The organism is Actinomyces johnsonii, assembly GCF_006546835.1.
GTDB lineage: Bacteria > Actinomycetota > Actinomycetes > Actinomycetales > Actinomycetaceae > Actinomyces > Actinomyces johnsonii.
The window spans coordinates 23,436-37,764 of record NZ_VICB01000013.1 but is presented as its reverse complement, the minus strand read 5'-3'; the positions used below and the strand labels follow the sequence as shown (position 1 = coordinate 37,764).

Here is a 14,329-nt window from a genome sequence, read left to right as displayed (position 1 = left end):
TCAGCGCGACCAGGTTCGGGCCAGTCGCGCCCCCAGGTTCGTCAGCCGCGCCTTCAGCGCATCGGGACTGCCGGCGTCCCAGGACTCGACGGAGTGGGGCTCTTGCACGCTGTAGGAGGTGGAGATACCGGCACTGGCCAGCTCGCCGCGAGTAGTAGCGCAGCGCCCGCACACCAGGGCACAGGGCAGTGCCTGCGAGGCGGCGTGCTGCCCGACGACGCCGACGATGCTGTCGGCCAGAACGTCGTAGAGCTCACCGGACGCCGTGACCACGAGGTCCTGGCCGAGGACCGCATCGGGAAGGCCGAGGATCTCCGCCATAACGCGGGCGCCGGGCCTCGCCCACGCGCCCAGGGCCCGCAGCGCCATCGCGCCGCCCCCAGCCGCCCCCGTCCCCCAGACGGAGGTGCTCAGCCGGCCCATCCCTCCGGAATCCGCGGCGGCGGAGGCCGACGACATCTGTGCGCCGTCGAGCGCGGAGACGACGGGGAGCGTTCTCCTCCCGCCGGAGGAGCTTTTCCGGATGGTGCCGGTGGTATTGACGACTTCCGTGGCCGCGGCGCAGGCACGGCGATCCAGCTCCTGGGCCTGCGGGGGGCCCAAGGAGGTCACGTCGGCCAGTGCCGCCCCGGCGCCGTTCATACCCCCCAGGGCGATGTCGTCGGCCAGAACCAGCCCGAGGCTGCGGCCGGCCAGAAGGTCCATGGCCGCAGCGGCGCCGCCGAGAGCATCGAGTGCTCCGGCCCCGCCGTCGTGGACGGCCGAGCGTGACAAGCCGACCAGGAGCGTGTCGGAGGAGTGCGTGCGGCTCAGGGCGGCGCCGATGGCCTGTCCCAGGCCGTATGTGCTGCCCTGAAGGGCCTCCTGGGCTCCCTCGTCGGGATCGGCCGGAAGCGCCAGGAGCCGGGCGGCGTCAAGGAACCAGGTTCTGCCTTCGCCGGGGCGCCGGCTCCCCGCTCGCTGAGGACCGGGAACCAACCGCACCAGGTCGACCTCCCGGACTTGTCCGAGCGGCCCACGCCCCTGAATGGCCTCGCGGGAGGCGATCCGCTCCGGGCAGATCGCCTGGGCCGAACCCGGGCCGCCGTCGACCATGGGCAGAAGAGTCAGAACATCGTCCGGCCGGGACGAGCGCCAGCCGCGCGCCAGGCAGCCGGCGACGCATCCGGCCGGCAGGCCGCCTGCCGATCCGACCAAGGGCACTCCGGCGGGTTCGGGCCACAGGCCGCCGGGAGCGAGCAGGACCCTCATGCCGTGACCATCGGGCCGTGAGCGCTGCGGACGGGGCTCGTCACGAGGAGATGGCGCCACTGAGGCGGGCCAGGAGGAGCGCCTCGGCGACCACGATGCGCTCCAGCTCGCCCAGGTGCATGGACTCGTTCTCGCTGTGAGCGCGGGTGTCGGGGTCCTCGATCCCGGTGACGAGCACCTGGGCGTCGGGGAAGGTCTCCTTCAGAGTGGCGATGAAGGGGATGGAACCGCCCTGGCCGATGTTGACGGCCTCGGTGTCCCAGGCGGTGGACAGCGCCCAATGGGCCGCTTCGGAGGCGGGAGTGACCTCGGAGCCGTCGAAGGCGGGACCGGCCTCACGGCCGCTGACGGTCAGCCGGCCGCCGAAGGGCACGTGCTTCTCCAGGTGGGCGGCCAGCGCCTCCTGAGCCTCGGCGGGATCCTGCCCGGGGGCGATTCGCAGCGAGAGGCGGGCGGTGCACGAGGGGGCCAGGACGTTACCGGCCAGGTCCAAAGGAGTGATATCCATACCGATAAGGGTCAGGGAAGGCTTAGTCCACAGCCTCGCGGTGAGGTCGCCGGTACCGGCGAGCTCGACGCCGTCGAGGACCCCGGCGTCCGCACGGAAGTCGACCTCCGGGTAGTCCGGGAAGTCGGCGTCGGCCTGGGACCGGCTGATGAGCCCGCAGATGGTGACATCGCCGGACGCGTCGTGGCAGGAGGCGATCAGGCGGCACATGGCGGTGGCGGCGTCTAGGACGGGACCGCCGTACTGGCCGGAGTGAAGCGCGTGGTCGAGCATGTCGAGGCGGACGTCGACCTGGACGACGCCGCGCAGCGAGGTCGTCAGGGAGGGGGTACCGACCTTCCAGTTGGAGGAATCGGCCACGACGATGACATCGGAAGCGAGCCGGTCTCGATAGGTCCTCAGGAAGTTCTCGAATGAGGGGCTGCCGACCTCCTCCTCTCCCTCGACGAAGACAGTCACCGAGCAGGGCAGCTCACCGGCAGCCAGGGACGCCAGGGTGCGCAGGGCGTGGGCGTGGGTGATGACGCCGGCCTTATCATCGGAGGTGCCGCGACCGAAGAGCCGCTCGCCGCGCCGCTCGGCGGTGAAGGGGTCAGCCTGGTCCCAGCTGGCCGGGTCGCCGACGGGCTGGACGTCGTGGTGGGAGTAGAGAAGGACGTGCGGACTGCCCTGGGGTCCCTCCTTGTGGGCGAGGACGGCGGGCCTCCCCGGGGTGCCGTCCGGAGCGGGCACGGAGAGGATCTCGGCATCCAGGCCGCTGTCGCGCAGGAGCGCGGCAACGGCCTCGGCGGAGCGCCGGACCTGGGCTTGGTCGTGACTGGAGGCTGAGACCGAGGGGATCGCGACCAGGTCTGTCAGGTCGGAGACGATGGCGGGCATGGAGGTGTGCACGGCGGTGCGCACGGCATCAACGGTGATCATGGTTTTCAGGGTATCGCGCCGCTGCCGCTAGTCTGTGCACCGTGAGCCTGTTCAAGAAGCGCAGCCAGACCCCCGAACCGGAGCCTGCAGCCGAGCCCAGCCCCAAGCCCGTTGGCAAAGGGCGCCCCACTCCCAGGCGCAAGGACCAGCAGGCCAAGAATCTGCACCCCGTGGTTCCCAAAGACCGTCAGGCCGCCAAGCGGGAGGCGCGGGCGGCCCGTGACGAGGCCTGGAAGCGGCAGAACGAGGCGATGGTGACCGGTGAGGAGAAGTACCTTCCATCCCGGGAGAAAGGGCCGGTCAAGCGCTACATCCGCGACTACGTCGATGCGCGCTTCAACCTGGGCGAGTTCTTCATGCCTCTCGTCTTCGTCTTGCTCATTTTCTCCTTCGGGTTCAGCCGTATCCTGCCCCAGTACCCGCTAGTCAGCTTCTACGCCGTGCTGACGATGAACGGCTACCTGCTGCTGGCGATTGCCGACGCCGCCTGGTGCTGGCACCGGTTGCGCCAGCGCCTCGTCAAGAAGTTCGGGAACGAACGGGTCAAGGACGAGGGGACGATCTTCTTCTACATCATGTCGCGTTGCTTCATGCTGCGGCGCTGGCGCCGTCCGGCCGCCCTGGTCAAGCGGGGCCAGTACCCGTCCTGACCTTTTCCGACCAGTTCCGCCCGGCGGGGCGCCTCATGGGCCCGAGCAACTGGTGGTCCTCCACGGAAAAGCGCCCCGTCTGAAGGGAAACGGGGGTCAGCGCCATGCGCGGCCCGCGGATCCGGCCGGGACGGTGGCCAGGGCCCGGTTGATCCGCCCCGGCCAGGCCGGCCCGTTGTAGATGAAGGCCGTGTAGGCCTGGAGCAGGTCCGCTCCGGCGTCGAGCATGAGCTCGGCGTCCATGATGGAGGAGATGCCGCCGACGCCGATGATGATGGGGCCCTCCCCCAGCCTGCCGCGCAGGCGGCGCACGACCTCCAGGGAGCGGGGCAGGAGCGGCGCACCGGACAGACCGCCCTCCCCCAGGTCGTGGTCGATGGTGGTGTTGGTGGCCACGACTCCATCCAGCTCCAGATCCAGGACCAGGTCGGCGACGGCGTCGAGATCCTCATCGGCAAGGTCCGGGGCGATCTTGACCAGGAGCGGGACGTGGCGTCTCGCCGCGCGGTCTGCGGCCTCGCGCACCGCCTCCAGGATCGGGCGCAGCGTCTCGACGCTCTGCAGGCTGCGCAGCCCGGGGGTGTTGGGACTGGAGACGTTGACGACGAGGTAGTCGACCCAGCGGGCAACCGCGGCGGCCGAGTAGCGGTAGTCCTCAACCGCGTCTTCAAGGGGTGTCACCTTGGTCTTGCCGATATTCGCGCCGACGACGATGGAACGCCCCCGCGGTGTGCGGCGCAGGGCGCGCAGCCGCCTGGCGGCTTCGTCGGCACCGGAGTTGTTGAAGCCCATGCGGTTGCGCACGGCCCGCATCTGGGGGTAGCGCCACATGCGGGGCTTGTCGTTGCCGCCTTGAGCACGGGCGGTGAAGGTGCCGACCTCGATGAAGCCGAAGCCGAGCATGTCCAGGCCCTCGATGGCCTGCCCCTCCTTGTCCATTCCGGCCGCGAGACCCAGGACGCCTGGGACGGGGCGGGCGAAGGGACCGCCCTGGTTGGCGGAGGGCACGGGGAACGCCGGTCGGCGCCCCCACATCTGGCGCACCACGTCCCTGACGAGGGGAACCTTGCCGGTCACCTCGATCGCGTCCATGCACACATCGTGGATCAGCTCGGGGTCGATACGGGTCAGGACGGTCTTGTACAGCAGGTCGTAGAGCACGGTGCCAGGCTACCCCGGCGCAGCTAATACGACCCCGCAGCCGCGCTCAGTCCGGGCGGTCTCGCTCCCGGTGGTCCTTGCTTCGCGCCGGGGGCGGTATCACGGTAGCGTGGGGGCAGTCCGAGCCCCATCACAGGTGTGTTCTCAGAGGTGGTCCGTGTCCTTCAACCGCGATATCAAGATCGATCCCAACCGGGTCCAGACCCGTTCCGGCGGAGGCCGGGGCGCGATGATCGGCGGCGGCTCGATCCTGACCGTCATCGCCGTCGTCCTCATCTCCCAGCTCACGGGGGTGGACCTGTCCGCCATGCTGGGGGCGCAGCAGGCTGGGAGGACGATATCGACGACCTCGTCGATCGATACCTCTATGTGCACCAGCGGGGAGAGTGCCAACAAGTACACCCAGTGCCGCATGGTGGCCACCGCCGAGTCCCTCGACGCGGTGTGGACGGACCAGCTGCCCGCCCAGGCGGGGCTCACCTACGCCAAGCCCGAGTTCGTCCTGTGGGACGGCACCCGGATCTCCTCGGCCTGCGGCAACGCCTCCTCAGCGGTGGGGCCCTTCTACTGCTCGGGGGACCAGACGGTCTACCTGGACATGAGCTTCTTCTCCGAGATGGAGAAGTCGCTGGGGGCCACGGACACGCCCCTGGCGGAGGAGTACATCGTGGCCCATGAGTTCGGCCACCATATCCAGCACCTGACCGGGCAGATGGCCAAAGCCGACCGCTCGGGCAGCGGCGCGACATCGGACTCGGTCCGCCTGGAGCTTCAGGCGGACTGCTACGCGGGAATCTGGGTCAACCATGCCTCCTCCACCCCCGACCCGGAGACCGGCAAACCCTTCCTCAACCGTCCCAGCAGCGAGGAGATCAACGGTGCGCTGGGAGCGGCCGAAGCCGTCGGTGACGACCACATCCAGGAACGGGCCAAGGGGCACATCGACTCCGATACCTGGACCCATGGCTCGTCCGAGCAGCGCGTTCGCTGGTTCACCACCGGGATGAACTCCGGCTCGGTCCAGGCCTGCAACACCTTCGCCGTCGACGCTTCCCAGCTCTGAGACAGACGCGGCGGCGCCGTTCGTCGCTCTCACTCGTCTCCCCTCTCCACCGATCTCCGCGGCCTGACGGGGCCCGTCGCCTTCTGAGCGGCGGGCCCCGTTTGCGTGCGACGTGGCGTCACACCCGACGCTGTGATCATGACGCATTCAGCACCGGCGTCATCACCGGTACCGGCCCTTAGGAGGAGACCATGGCCACGGCACTCATCGTTGTTGAGTCCTATTTCGGCAATACCCGGCTCATCGCCGAGGCTGTCGCCGCTGGGATGATCGAGGGAGGCGTCGACACCCAGGTCGTCGACGTCTCCCAGGCTCCGAGTGCCCTGCCCGCAGACCTGGATCTGCTCGTGCTGGGAGCCCCCACACACAACCGGGGCCTGCCGACTGCGGCCTCACAGGCCAAAGCCCGTGAGCAGGCAGGGTCGGGCGAGGCATCCCCCGGGATCGGCGAGTGGCTGGCGACCACGGCGATCCCGGCATCCACCGACGCCGCTGCCTTCGACACGGTCATCTCCAAGGGATGGCTCAGCGGTTCAGCGGCCAAGGCGATCGCCAAGGCGCTGCAGCGTCATCAGGGTCGGCGGACGTCGTCGGTCAGGAGCTTCGTGGTCACGGCGAGCAAGGGTCCACTGGCCGATGGAGAGAAGACCGACGCCCACAGCTGGGGGCGGGAGCTCGCGGCTTCAGCAAACGGCAGATAGACAGACGTCTTGGCGACAACTGCGCATCGCATCATCGAAAGGAAAGCAACAACATGACAGCAACGAACCACGACAAGTCGACCCGGCCACAACTGAGCGGACGAAACATCGCCGGAGCATGCCTGGCCGTCTGCGGCCTCCTCATCATCATCTGGGGAGGAACGCTCGAGTCCGTCAATGTACTGAGCCCCGACTTCATGAGCTTCGCCGTCAGCGGGCTGATGATCGTCGCCGCCGGGGCATGCCTGGCGACGGCACTTCCTCGCGCTGCTCGCGTCGCACTCATCTGGCTGACAACGCTGACGTCGATGCTCTATCTGTTCATCCTCGGCATGGCGGTCATCGTGTCCCTGATAAGCTGTGTGATGATCGCCGGGATCGCCGCCTGGCTGACCATCAGAATCCTGAGATGAGAAAGCGGCCGACCTCGGTGCGGTGACAGCGCAGCGGCGAAGTCGCTTCCGGAACGATTCAGACCGAACCGACTTCGCCGCCTCTTCCCGGGTGATTCAGTAGTAGCGCCACTGCCGCATGTCTCGGTTGTAGACCTCGACGATCCGCGGATGCAGGAGAGTAGATGGCTCCATAGTCTCGGTGCGGGCCGGTTTGGTTCGCATGATGAACTCCAGGGTCTTCCGGTCCTGGTAGGTCAGTCCCTCGGGCAGCGGCTGGCTGATGAGGTTCTGCGGCGTCTTGGTGGACAGCACGAAACCCCACTCCCCGAAGGAGGGGATGTTGGTCGAGAAGGGCAGAATCTGCCGACCCGGTTGGGAGGTGGCAACGGTGCTGGCCACTGTGGAGAAGGCGTGGGGTGAGAAGAACGTGGAGGTTGCCTGGGTGACCATGACGCCCTCAGGTGCCAGCCGCGCCTCGACATTCCGGTAGAACTCGGTGGAGTAGAGCTTGGCGAGCTTCTCATTGGAGGGGTCAACCAGGTCGACGAGAACGACGTCGTAGGTTGTCCCGGAGTCCCGGACGTAGGTGAAGGCGTCGTCGTTGACGACGCTCACTCTGGAATCGGACAGGGATGCCTTGTTGAGGTCCTTGAGCAGGCGGTTGCTTCGCGCCAGCTCGGTAACGCCGGGGTCGATATCCACGATGGTGACGTCCTTGACGCTGGGGTAGCGCAGGATCTCCCGCGCCAGCAGACCGTCACCGCCACCGAGCACGAGGATGTGCGCAGGATCCTTCACCGAGGTCATGGCGCTGGCGGACAGGGTCTCGTGGTACCTGGCCTCGTCCAGGCTGGAGAACTGGAGCTGTCCGTTGAGGTACATGCGCAGGTCGTTGCGGTAGTCGGTGAGGACCACCTTCTGGTAGGCGGTCTGCTGGTAGTAGACGACCGGGTCGTTGTAGGTCAGCGCCTCCACGCTGCGCTCGATGCGGTTGGCGGCCGCGAACATGCCGACCAGTGCCACGACGGCGGCGGTGGCCGCCCACAGGATCTTGCGAGGTGTGCGCACCTGGAGCAGGACGAGGACCGCGACCAGGACGTTGAGCGCCCCCACGAGGTAGGCCCCGCGCATGAGGCCGAGCTGCGGCAGGAGGATCAGGGGGAAGACCAGGGAGGCGACCAGTGAGCCGAAGTAGTCGATGGCCATGACCTTGCCGAGCAGTTCGCTGGTCGAGCGGCGCCCGAAGGCGGCGAAGGTCCGCACCAGCAGCGGAATCTCCAGGCCGATGAGGATGCCGATGGTCAGGCTGATGCTGCCGAAGACGACCCAGTGCAGACGGGTGCGCCCGAAGGCCAGATACAGCAGGAGGACGGAGTTGCCGCCGATGAGGCCCAGAAAGACTTCGCTGACGCCGAAGACGACCGCTGGTGCGGCGCGGAAGCGGTTGACCAGCAGCGAGCCGATCCCCATTCCGAACAGGGTGATACCGGTGGCGAGGCTGAAGCTGAGGACAGAGTCACCCAGGAGGTAGGAGGCGGCCGTACCCAGGATGAGCTCATAGATGAGCCCGCCGATCGCGGCGAGCAGGGCCGCGGTGAACAGGGCGACGTTCTCCCGTCGTCCGATTCGGCCATGGGTCATGGCGAGCCGCTCAGCTCAGGATGGTGGCTGCGATGATGATGGCGATGGCCATAGCCGTACCGGCGAAGGCGAGCCCCAGGCCGATGTTCTGGTCTTCGATGAGCTCGCGCCTGAGATCAAGACGGAAGATGCGGTTGACGAGCAGTGCGAACACCATGAGCAGGACGACTCCGAGCACCGCGTAGACGATGGTGCTGAGCAGTGACTGCCAGTTGAGATCGACCGATGACTGGTGAGCGATGGTCATGAGCGACATGTCTTCTCCTTCGTATATGACCGTTTACAGGGTTGGGTGATCGAGTTCCACGCTACTTGCCGACGCCGCCGCCTCCACCCCCGTAGACCGAGCGGTTCCGGAAGAAGGAACCGCCTCCTGAGGGAATAAAACCATCGTCATCGATCAACTCGAGAAGCACCATCACAACGAATAGCAGGACGAACCAGAATAGATGGGTCAACCAGCTTCCGCTCGCCCCGGAGATCGCCGTGAGGAACCACCGCCAGAACCTTCGCACGACGCTGGGTATCCACCACGGCCGGTACACGGGCCTGCCGAAGACCTCGTACTGCTGAGAGGAGGACAGGGGCGTTTTGCCGTAGACCTCACGGCCCTGGAGGCGATGCGCGTCGATCACCATTCTGGAAAGTGAGCCCTCTGCATCCACCACGCGGAGCTCGGCGCACGTTGTCGTGGTGAGAGCCCCATTCGGATGATTGATGGCCCCGGTCTCGTGGTCGATCTCAGCACAGTGCACTTCCTCGACCTCGACGGTGCACAGCCGGCCACGAACTCTCAGCTGCCGGGTCTGACCGACCTCGAGCGTGCGCGGATCGATCGTCGGCCGAATAGGAACCGGCTCGTGCAGCACCACCTCGTTGGCGTCACGATTGATCTCAAGCCAGAGCTCCTTACCGTTGTCGTCGAGGAGACGCCATTGCTCGCAACGGATGCGGCGCACATTTGCCTGGTTCCTCCGTTGAAGAAGAATCCTGCCCATCACGGTGTAGGTGCGACTCTTTTCTCGCAGAGTTCCCCGAAGCGTCTCGCCGACTCTCAAATCACCTCTGATACTCACAGCGTGGTCCCCGAGCTGATCACGTGCCGGGCTCGCAGGCGCCGACGCACCATCTCCCCCACAGCCTCGATCTGCACAGGGGTCAGCGTGCGGCAGCTGGTGAGCGTCACGTAGCCAGTGCCGGACTCGGGCCAGGTGTGGGCGGCGATATGCGACTCGGACAGAATGATGACGGCGCTCAGACCCTGGGGCTCGAACCGGTGGTGCGCAGTGGAGACGGCTGTCAGTCCCGCTTCCCATGCGGCGTCGAGGAGAATCGACTCGACGGTGGGGAGATCATTGAGCGCGTGCGGCTCAGCCCCACTGATCTTGTAGCTGACAGAACACAGACTCACCGCACTCACGCGAGCACGGTAGCAACATGGACGGTGCCCGACAAACGGGGCGAGATCCCCATCTGCGCCTGCCCGGCTTCTGAAACGCGCGATTGGAATGCCGTCGCCCATGGGATATGCGGGGCTATTTTCCGACGCCGCCTCCGCCGCCTCCGTAGACAGGGCGGTGGCGATAGGTCCGGGAGGAGCCGGTATCCGAGGTACTGGTGGAATCGGCGCCGCCACTGAACTGACGGTTGGGAGAGCATGAGGAAAACATCCCGACGACCAGCGCAACGCTGACGATCGCGCCGACGAAAGCACCCCTGATGACCTTACGGTTCATCTCACCACCGACGGGCCGTCTGTTGTAGAGGACGCGTCCGAAGAGCTGCTTCTGCTGGGCAGTGGACAAGGGTGTCTTGCGGTAGGCCAGGAGGTCACGGAAACGGTGGCTGTCGATGGTCAGCCGGCTGGTCACACCGGCCGGGTCTGTCAACCGCAGCTCGACGTAGGTCATGGTCTCGCCGATGTTCAGCGGGCACACCGGAGAGCCAATGGCGTTCTCGAGCGTGCCTGTGGTGACCTCCTCAACGAGAGCCTGGTGAGGAGCGCCGTTGATCGTCAGCTGCAGCCTCTGGCCGACGGTCAGGGCCCACGGCTCAATCGTCTCCTGCAGACGAACGGGCTCGTAGAAGAGGATCTCGCCGGGGTCGTGGTCGAGCTCGACCCAGGTGTCGGCGTTGCTGCCACCAATGAGCTGCCACTCCTCCCAGTAGTAGAAGCAGCGGTCCTCGGTATCCCACTCCTTGAAAAGCAGGCAGCCCCTGACCGACAGGGCGCCTGCACTTCCCTGCAGCATGTCGCCGACCTGCAGGTTGGCTCGCGTGCCGTTCACCAGGACCCTCCCGTCTGCGCAGGACAAGACGGTGCAGCACTGCCATCGTTGAAGCCTGACCCGCCTGTCATCACGCGGGCACAGTAGCAACGTAGGCATGCCCCGGCAAACGGTTCGCACTCCCCATGGTCAACCCCCACCAAATGGATCCGAGCGGATCATGATCCAAGTACCGTGTGAGACTGTCCCCATGCGCGTTGCTGAGATCGCCGAGTTGACCGGGACGACGGTGCGTACGGTGCGCTACTACCACTCGCTGGGGCTGCTTCCGGTTCCCGGTGAACGTGGTGGCTGGCGCGACTACGACCTGGGCCATGTGGCCCGGCTCTCCCGAATCCGCTGGTTGGTGCAGGCAGGCGTGTCGTTGGAGACCATCAGGCGCGTCCTCGACGAGCCCGAGGCGACCGGCGTCGAGCGGATCGACGACGCACCCGCGGCCGGAGCGGCTGGTGCGCGTTCGGCAGCCGGTTCCGTTGTCGAAGACCTGGCCGAGGCCCTGGCCGCCGTGGAGGATCACTTGGCTGAGGTGAGCAGGCAGAGAGACATGCTCTCCGGTCTGCTGGAGCGAGCCAGAACTGGTTCGACTGTCTCACCGATGTCCCCGCGTATGGCGGCATTCTTCGACCGGCTGGAACAGGCCGCTCCCGATGAGGCCACCCGTTGCGCTGTGCGCAAGGAGCGGGACCTGACCGACCTGGCCTGCTACCGCGGTCAGATGCCGCCGGAGGCAGAGTTCCTCTTCGTCGACCCGGATCCTCGCTACGACGCCGAGTCACTGGCCCTCTATTCCCAGGATCCGGCCGAGCTGTCAGACGCGCAGATCGAGCAGCGCGCACGGGACATGGTGTCCCGATTGGAGGCTCGGCTGACACCTGAGCACCTTACGGCCCTGGCGAACAGCGTCGACACCGAGGCGGTACAGGCGCTCTTCCGCCTCATCGCCACTACCGGCTACCCCGACGCACGACTCACCCGGACCTTGGAACGGGAGTTTCTCACCGCGATCGATCGATGGCGCCCGAGCGAGTAAGCGGCACTTGCCCAGATGCTGCCGCGTCGGCTTTGCGTACGACGCAGCGTCACACCTCACCCTGGGGTCATGCCAACGATCGCAGCCTCCCCTTCAGTGTCCGTACTGCCCGCACGGCATCACTCCCCTGCCATTGATGCCTCAGGGCTGGTCAAGGCCTTCGGCTCCCTCCGCGCGCTCGACGGTCTCGACCTGGAGGTGGAGACGGGGCGGATCCACGGTTTCCTGGGCCCCAACGGTGCGGGGAAGTCGACGACGATCCGCGTCCTTCTGGGCATGTACCGCCGCGACAGCGGCGTGGTGCGGGTTCTGGGCATGGATCCGCGCTACGACGCCGAGCGGATCACGCGTCGGTGCGCCTACGTTCCCGGAGACGTGGCGCTGTGGCCCACGCTCACGGGGGCGCAGACCCTCGATGCCCTCGCCGCCCTGCGCAGCGGGCGCGACCGGGCGCGCGAGGCCGACCTCATCGAGGCCTTCCGCCTGGATCCCAATAAACCGGTCCGCTCCTACTCCAAGGGCAACCGGCAGAAGGTCATACTCGTGGCCGCGCTGGCCGCGCCATGCGACCTGGTGATCCTCGATGAGCCGACCTCCGGACTCGACCCGCTCCAGGCGGAGGTGTTCGTGGAGGCTGTGCGGTACGCGGCAGGCCAGGGGCGCACGGTGCTCATGTCGAGCCACATCATGGCCGAGGTCGACCGCCTGTGCGACTCGGTGACCATCATCAAGGACGGGCGAACCGTGGAGTCGGGGCGGCTGGAGGAGCTGAGGCATCTACGCGCCTCCCGGATCACCTGCGTGCTGCCTCCCGAGCAGAGCTCGTCTTCCGGCCGACATCGGTGGTTGCGATTACCGCGCCGTGAGCGCGGCGCCCAACGGGAACTAGCCAAGGATCCCGCCCTGCCCCAGCCCGACGCCGAAGGGCGCCTGAGCGTTTCGGTTCCCGCCGACCGCGTCCCGGTGACATTGCAACGGCTGCTGGCTGCAGGCGCTCAGGAGGTCACCTGCACCCCGGCCTCCCTGGACGAGGTCTTCCTCCAGCACTACGAGGCGGCGGCACGATGAGCGCTGCTGCGCGCAGTCTCGCTGCGATCTGGCAATCATTCCGTCTGGCGGTATCCCAGGATCGGGTCTGGCTCATGGCACTGCCCGTGGTGACCGGGCTCATGACCGTACTGCTGGCACCCGGTTACGGCGACACCTACGCCTCACCGGAAGACCTGGCCCGGGCAGTGGCCTCGGCCCAGGTCTCCGATACCTCCCGCTTCCTCTACGGCGGACTCTCCGCCTCTGCGGGCATCGTCCAGATGGCGGCGTGGGAGCTCGGAGGGCTGACATGCCTGGTGCTGAGCGTCGTCATCTCCCTGCGCTCGATCTCGCTGACGCGCGCCGCGGAGGATCTGGGGCGCACCGAGCTGCTCCGTTCGACGGGAACCGGCCCTGCGGCGGGACTGGTGGGACAGGGACTCACCCTGGCCCTCCAGTGCCTGCTCCTGGGAATTGGAGCAGGTGCAGGGCTACTTGCTCTGGAGGAGGCGGATGGCACCGACGCCGCGACCTATGGGGCGGTACTCACCGCCACCTGTCTGACGGTGTCCTTCGCGGCGCTCGTCGTGGCGCAGCTGGCTCCCGATGCCGCCGCGGGCCGCAGCATCGCACTGGGAGTTGTGGGGCTCATGTACTCGGGCAACGGGATGAGTGCTTCCAAGGACTGGGACTGGGCGGGATGGGTCTCACCCTTCCGTCTGAGGACGGAGGCGGATCCCGGCGGGGACAATTCCTGGCCCCCCATCCTCATCGCGGTAGCGGCCGGCATCGTCGTGCTGACGCTGGCCGGGGTGCTGGCCTCTCGCAGGGATCTGGGTCAGGGGCTGGTGCAGCTGCCCGTGAGGCGCTCGTCATCGCTGAGGGTCAGTGGACCACTGACTTTGGCCATCAGGCTCAACAGGCGTCAGTGTCTGGCATGGGCGCTCCTGGTCTCGCTCGTGGCCGGGGTGCTGGTGTCGATGGGCGGCGGCGTCGTCGATCTGGCCCGGCGGGGCGGTATCAGCGGAGGGTCCCTGGGGGCGCTTCTATCCGGAGACGACCCGGGCGAGGCATTCCTGAGGTACATCGGGCAGCTCGCCGGGGCGCTGGCCGCGGCCCAGGGCGTGTCCCTGGCGCTGCGCTACAGCGGGGATGAGCGCTCCGGATGCCTGGAGACGGCGGTGGCCACCGGGAACCGGCCCCTACGGGTTCTGCTCGCCTCATGGCTGGTGTCCGCGCTCGGCTCCGGGCTGACGCTCAGCTGTGCGATGTTAGCGGCCGGGTACGTCGGTCGTTCCGAGCTGGATACGGACATGATCGACGCCGTGCGCCTGGTAGCCGGCCAGTGGCCCGCCGCTCTGGCGTCGGCGGCGATCGGCACGGCGCTGTGCGGGGCCTGGCCCAGGGGACGCGGACTCGCCTGGGCACCGGTGCTGGCGGGACTGGGGGTCGCGCAGCTCGGCGGCGTCCTCGATCTTCCGACGTGGGTTCGAGATGCCGGTCTTCTCGCCCAGGCGGGTGAGAGAGGGAGCCTGTGGCTGGTCGCCATCATGGCAGCCAGCCTGTTGATTGCGGCCTACTGCGTGACTCGCCGCGATATGGAGCTGGTTGCCGCCTCGCAGCGATCTCTCATCCACCGGGCGTCGTCATCCGCAATCTCTTAGAACCATGTGCCTGAGACAGCGGCCTGA

General features: G+C 67.2%; 15 protein-coding genes. 7 read left to right on the top strand and 8 right to left on the bottom strand.

Annotated features, from left to right (window positions below; translation table 11 throughout):
- Both FK256_RS08445 and FK256_RS08440 read right to left on the bottom strand, forming a co-directional pair.
- Entirely contained in the window at positions 1-1,251 is a 1,251-nt protein-coding gene (locus tag FK256_RS08445; RefSeq protein WP_141424451.1) for a glycerate kinase, read from the bottom strand.
- Positions 1,252-1,291: 40 nt separating this feature from the next.
- Positions 1,292-2,680 carry a dipeptidase gene (locus FK256_RS08440; RefSeq protein ID WP_141424450.1) on the bottom strand — a complete coding sequence of 463 codons (1,389 nt, stop codon included), beginning with the start codon at positions 2,678-2,680 and terminating at the stop codon, positions 1,292-1,294.
- Positions 2,681-2,721: 41 nt separating this feature from the next.
- On the opposite strand from FK256_RS08440, the gene FK256_RS08435 reads away from it, so the two are divergent.
- On the top strand, positions 2,722-3,330 hold the full coding sequence (locus FK256_RS08435) for a DUF3043 domain-containing protein (protein ID WP_021605389.1): 609 nt from the start codon (positions 2,722-2,724) through the stop codon (positions 3,328-3,330).
- 96 nt (positions 3,331-3,426) lie between these two features.
- On the opposite strand, the gene FK256_RS08430 is transcribed toward FK256_RS08435, so the two are convergent.
- Positions 3,427-4,491, bottom strand: a complete 1,065-nt coding sequence (locus FK256_RS08430; RefSeq protein ID WP_141424449.1) for a quinone-dependent dihydroorotate dehydrogenase — start codon at positions 4,489-4,491, stop codon at positions 3,427-3,429.
- A gap of 157 nt (positions 4,492-4,648) precedes the next feature.
- Between FK256_RS08430 and ypfJ the strand changes: the two genes are divergently transcribed.
- The 3 genes from ypfJ (at position 4,649) to FK256_RS08415 (ending at position 6,668) form a co-directional block, all read left to right on the top strand.
- Positions 4,649-5,554: a KPN_02809 family neutral zinc metallopeptidase gene (gene ypfJ / locus FK256_RS08425; protein ID WP_141424448.1), complete on the top strand. Its 906-nt coding sequence runs from the start codon at positions 4,649-4,651 to the stop codon at positions 5,552-5,554.
- Positions 5,555-5,745: 191 nt separating this feature from the next.
- A complete protein-coding gene (locus tag FK256_RS08420) occupies positions 5,746-6,255 on the top strand; it encodes a flavodoxin family protein (RefSeq protein ID WP_141424447.1) in 510 nt (169 codons plus the stop codon).
- 53 nt (positions 6,256-6,308) lie between these two features.
- Complete coding sequence (locus FK256_RS08415; protein WP_141424446.1) at positions 6,309-6,668, top strand: hypothetical protein; 360 nt, start codon at positions 6,309-6,311, stop codon at positions 6,666-6,668.
- Positions 6,669-6,764: 96 nt separating this feature from the next.
- Here FK256_RS08415 and FK256_RS08410 read toward each other — a convergent pair whose 3' ends face one another.
- From FK256_RS08410 to FK256_RS08390, 5 genes are all read right to left on the bottom strand, one after another.
- Positions 6,765-8,291, bottom strand: a complete 1,527-nt coding sequence (locus tag FK256_RS08410) for a polyamine aminopropyltransferase (protein ID WP_141424445.1) — start codon at positions 8,289-8,291, stop codon at positions 6,765-6,767.
- Positions 8,292-8,301: 10 nt separating this feature from the next.
- On the bottom strand, positions 8,302-8,547 hold the full coding sequence (locus tag FK256_RS08405) for a DUF350 domain-containing protein (protein WP_021605395.1): 246 nt from the start codon (positions 8,545-8,547) through the stop codon (positions 8,302-8,304).
- Positions 8,548-8,599: 52 nt separating this feature from the next.
- Positions 8,600-9,250: a hypothetical protein gene (locus tag FK256_RS08400; protein WP_244936291.1), complete on the bottom strand. Its 651-nt coding sequence runs from the start codon at positions 9,248-9,250 to the stop codon at positions 8,600-8,602.
- Between the two features lie 113 nt (positions 9,251-9,363).
- The gene (locus tag FK256_RS08395; RefSeq protein WP_211343557.1) at positions 9,364-9,702 is read right to left on the bottom strand and encodes an S-adenosylmethionine decarboxylase family protein; all 339 of its coding nucleotides are present in this window, start codon (positions 9,700-9,702) and stop codon (positions 9,364-9,366) included.
- 124 nt (positions 9,703-9,826) lie between these two features.
- Positions 9,827-10,579 (bottom strand): hypothetical protein, encoded by a 753-nt coding sequence (locus FK256_RS08390; RefSeq protein ID WP_009233178.1) that lies wholly within the window; start codon positions 10,577-10,579, stop codon positions 9,827-9,829.
- Positions 10,580-10,769: 190 nt separating this feature from the next.
- Between FK256_RS08390 and FK256_RS08385 the strand changes: the two genes are divergently transcribed.
- The 3 genes from FK256_RS08385 to FK256_RS08375 all read left to right on the top strand — a co-directional run bounded on the left by FK256_RS08385 (position 10,770) and on the right by FK256_RS08375 (position 14,302).
- Positions 10,770-11,609 carry a MerR family transcriptional regulator gene (locus FK256_RS08385; RefSeq protein WP_141424442.1) on the top strand — a complete coding sequence of 280 codons (840 nt, stop codon included), beginning with the start codon at positions 10,770-10,772 and terminating at the stop codon, positions 11,607-11,609.
- 69 nt (positions 11,610-11,678) lie between these two features.
- Positions 11,679-12,677, top strand: coding sequence for an ABC transporter ATP-binding protein (locus FK256_RS08380; protein WP_141424441.1), 999 nt, complete (start codon positions 11,679-11,681; stop codon positions 12,675-12,677).
- Positions 12,674-14,302 carry a hypothetical protein gene (locus FK256_RS08375; protein WP_141424440.1) on the top strand — a complete coding sequence of 543 codons (1,629 nt, stop codon included), beginning with the start codon at positions 12,674-12,676 and terminating at the stop codon, positions 14,300-14,302. The genes FK256_RS08380 and FK256_RS08375 overlap by 4 nt, the downstream gene beginning before the upstream one ends.
- Positions 14,303-14,329 lie beyond the last annotated feature (27 nt).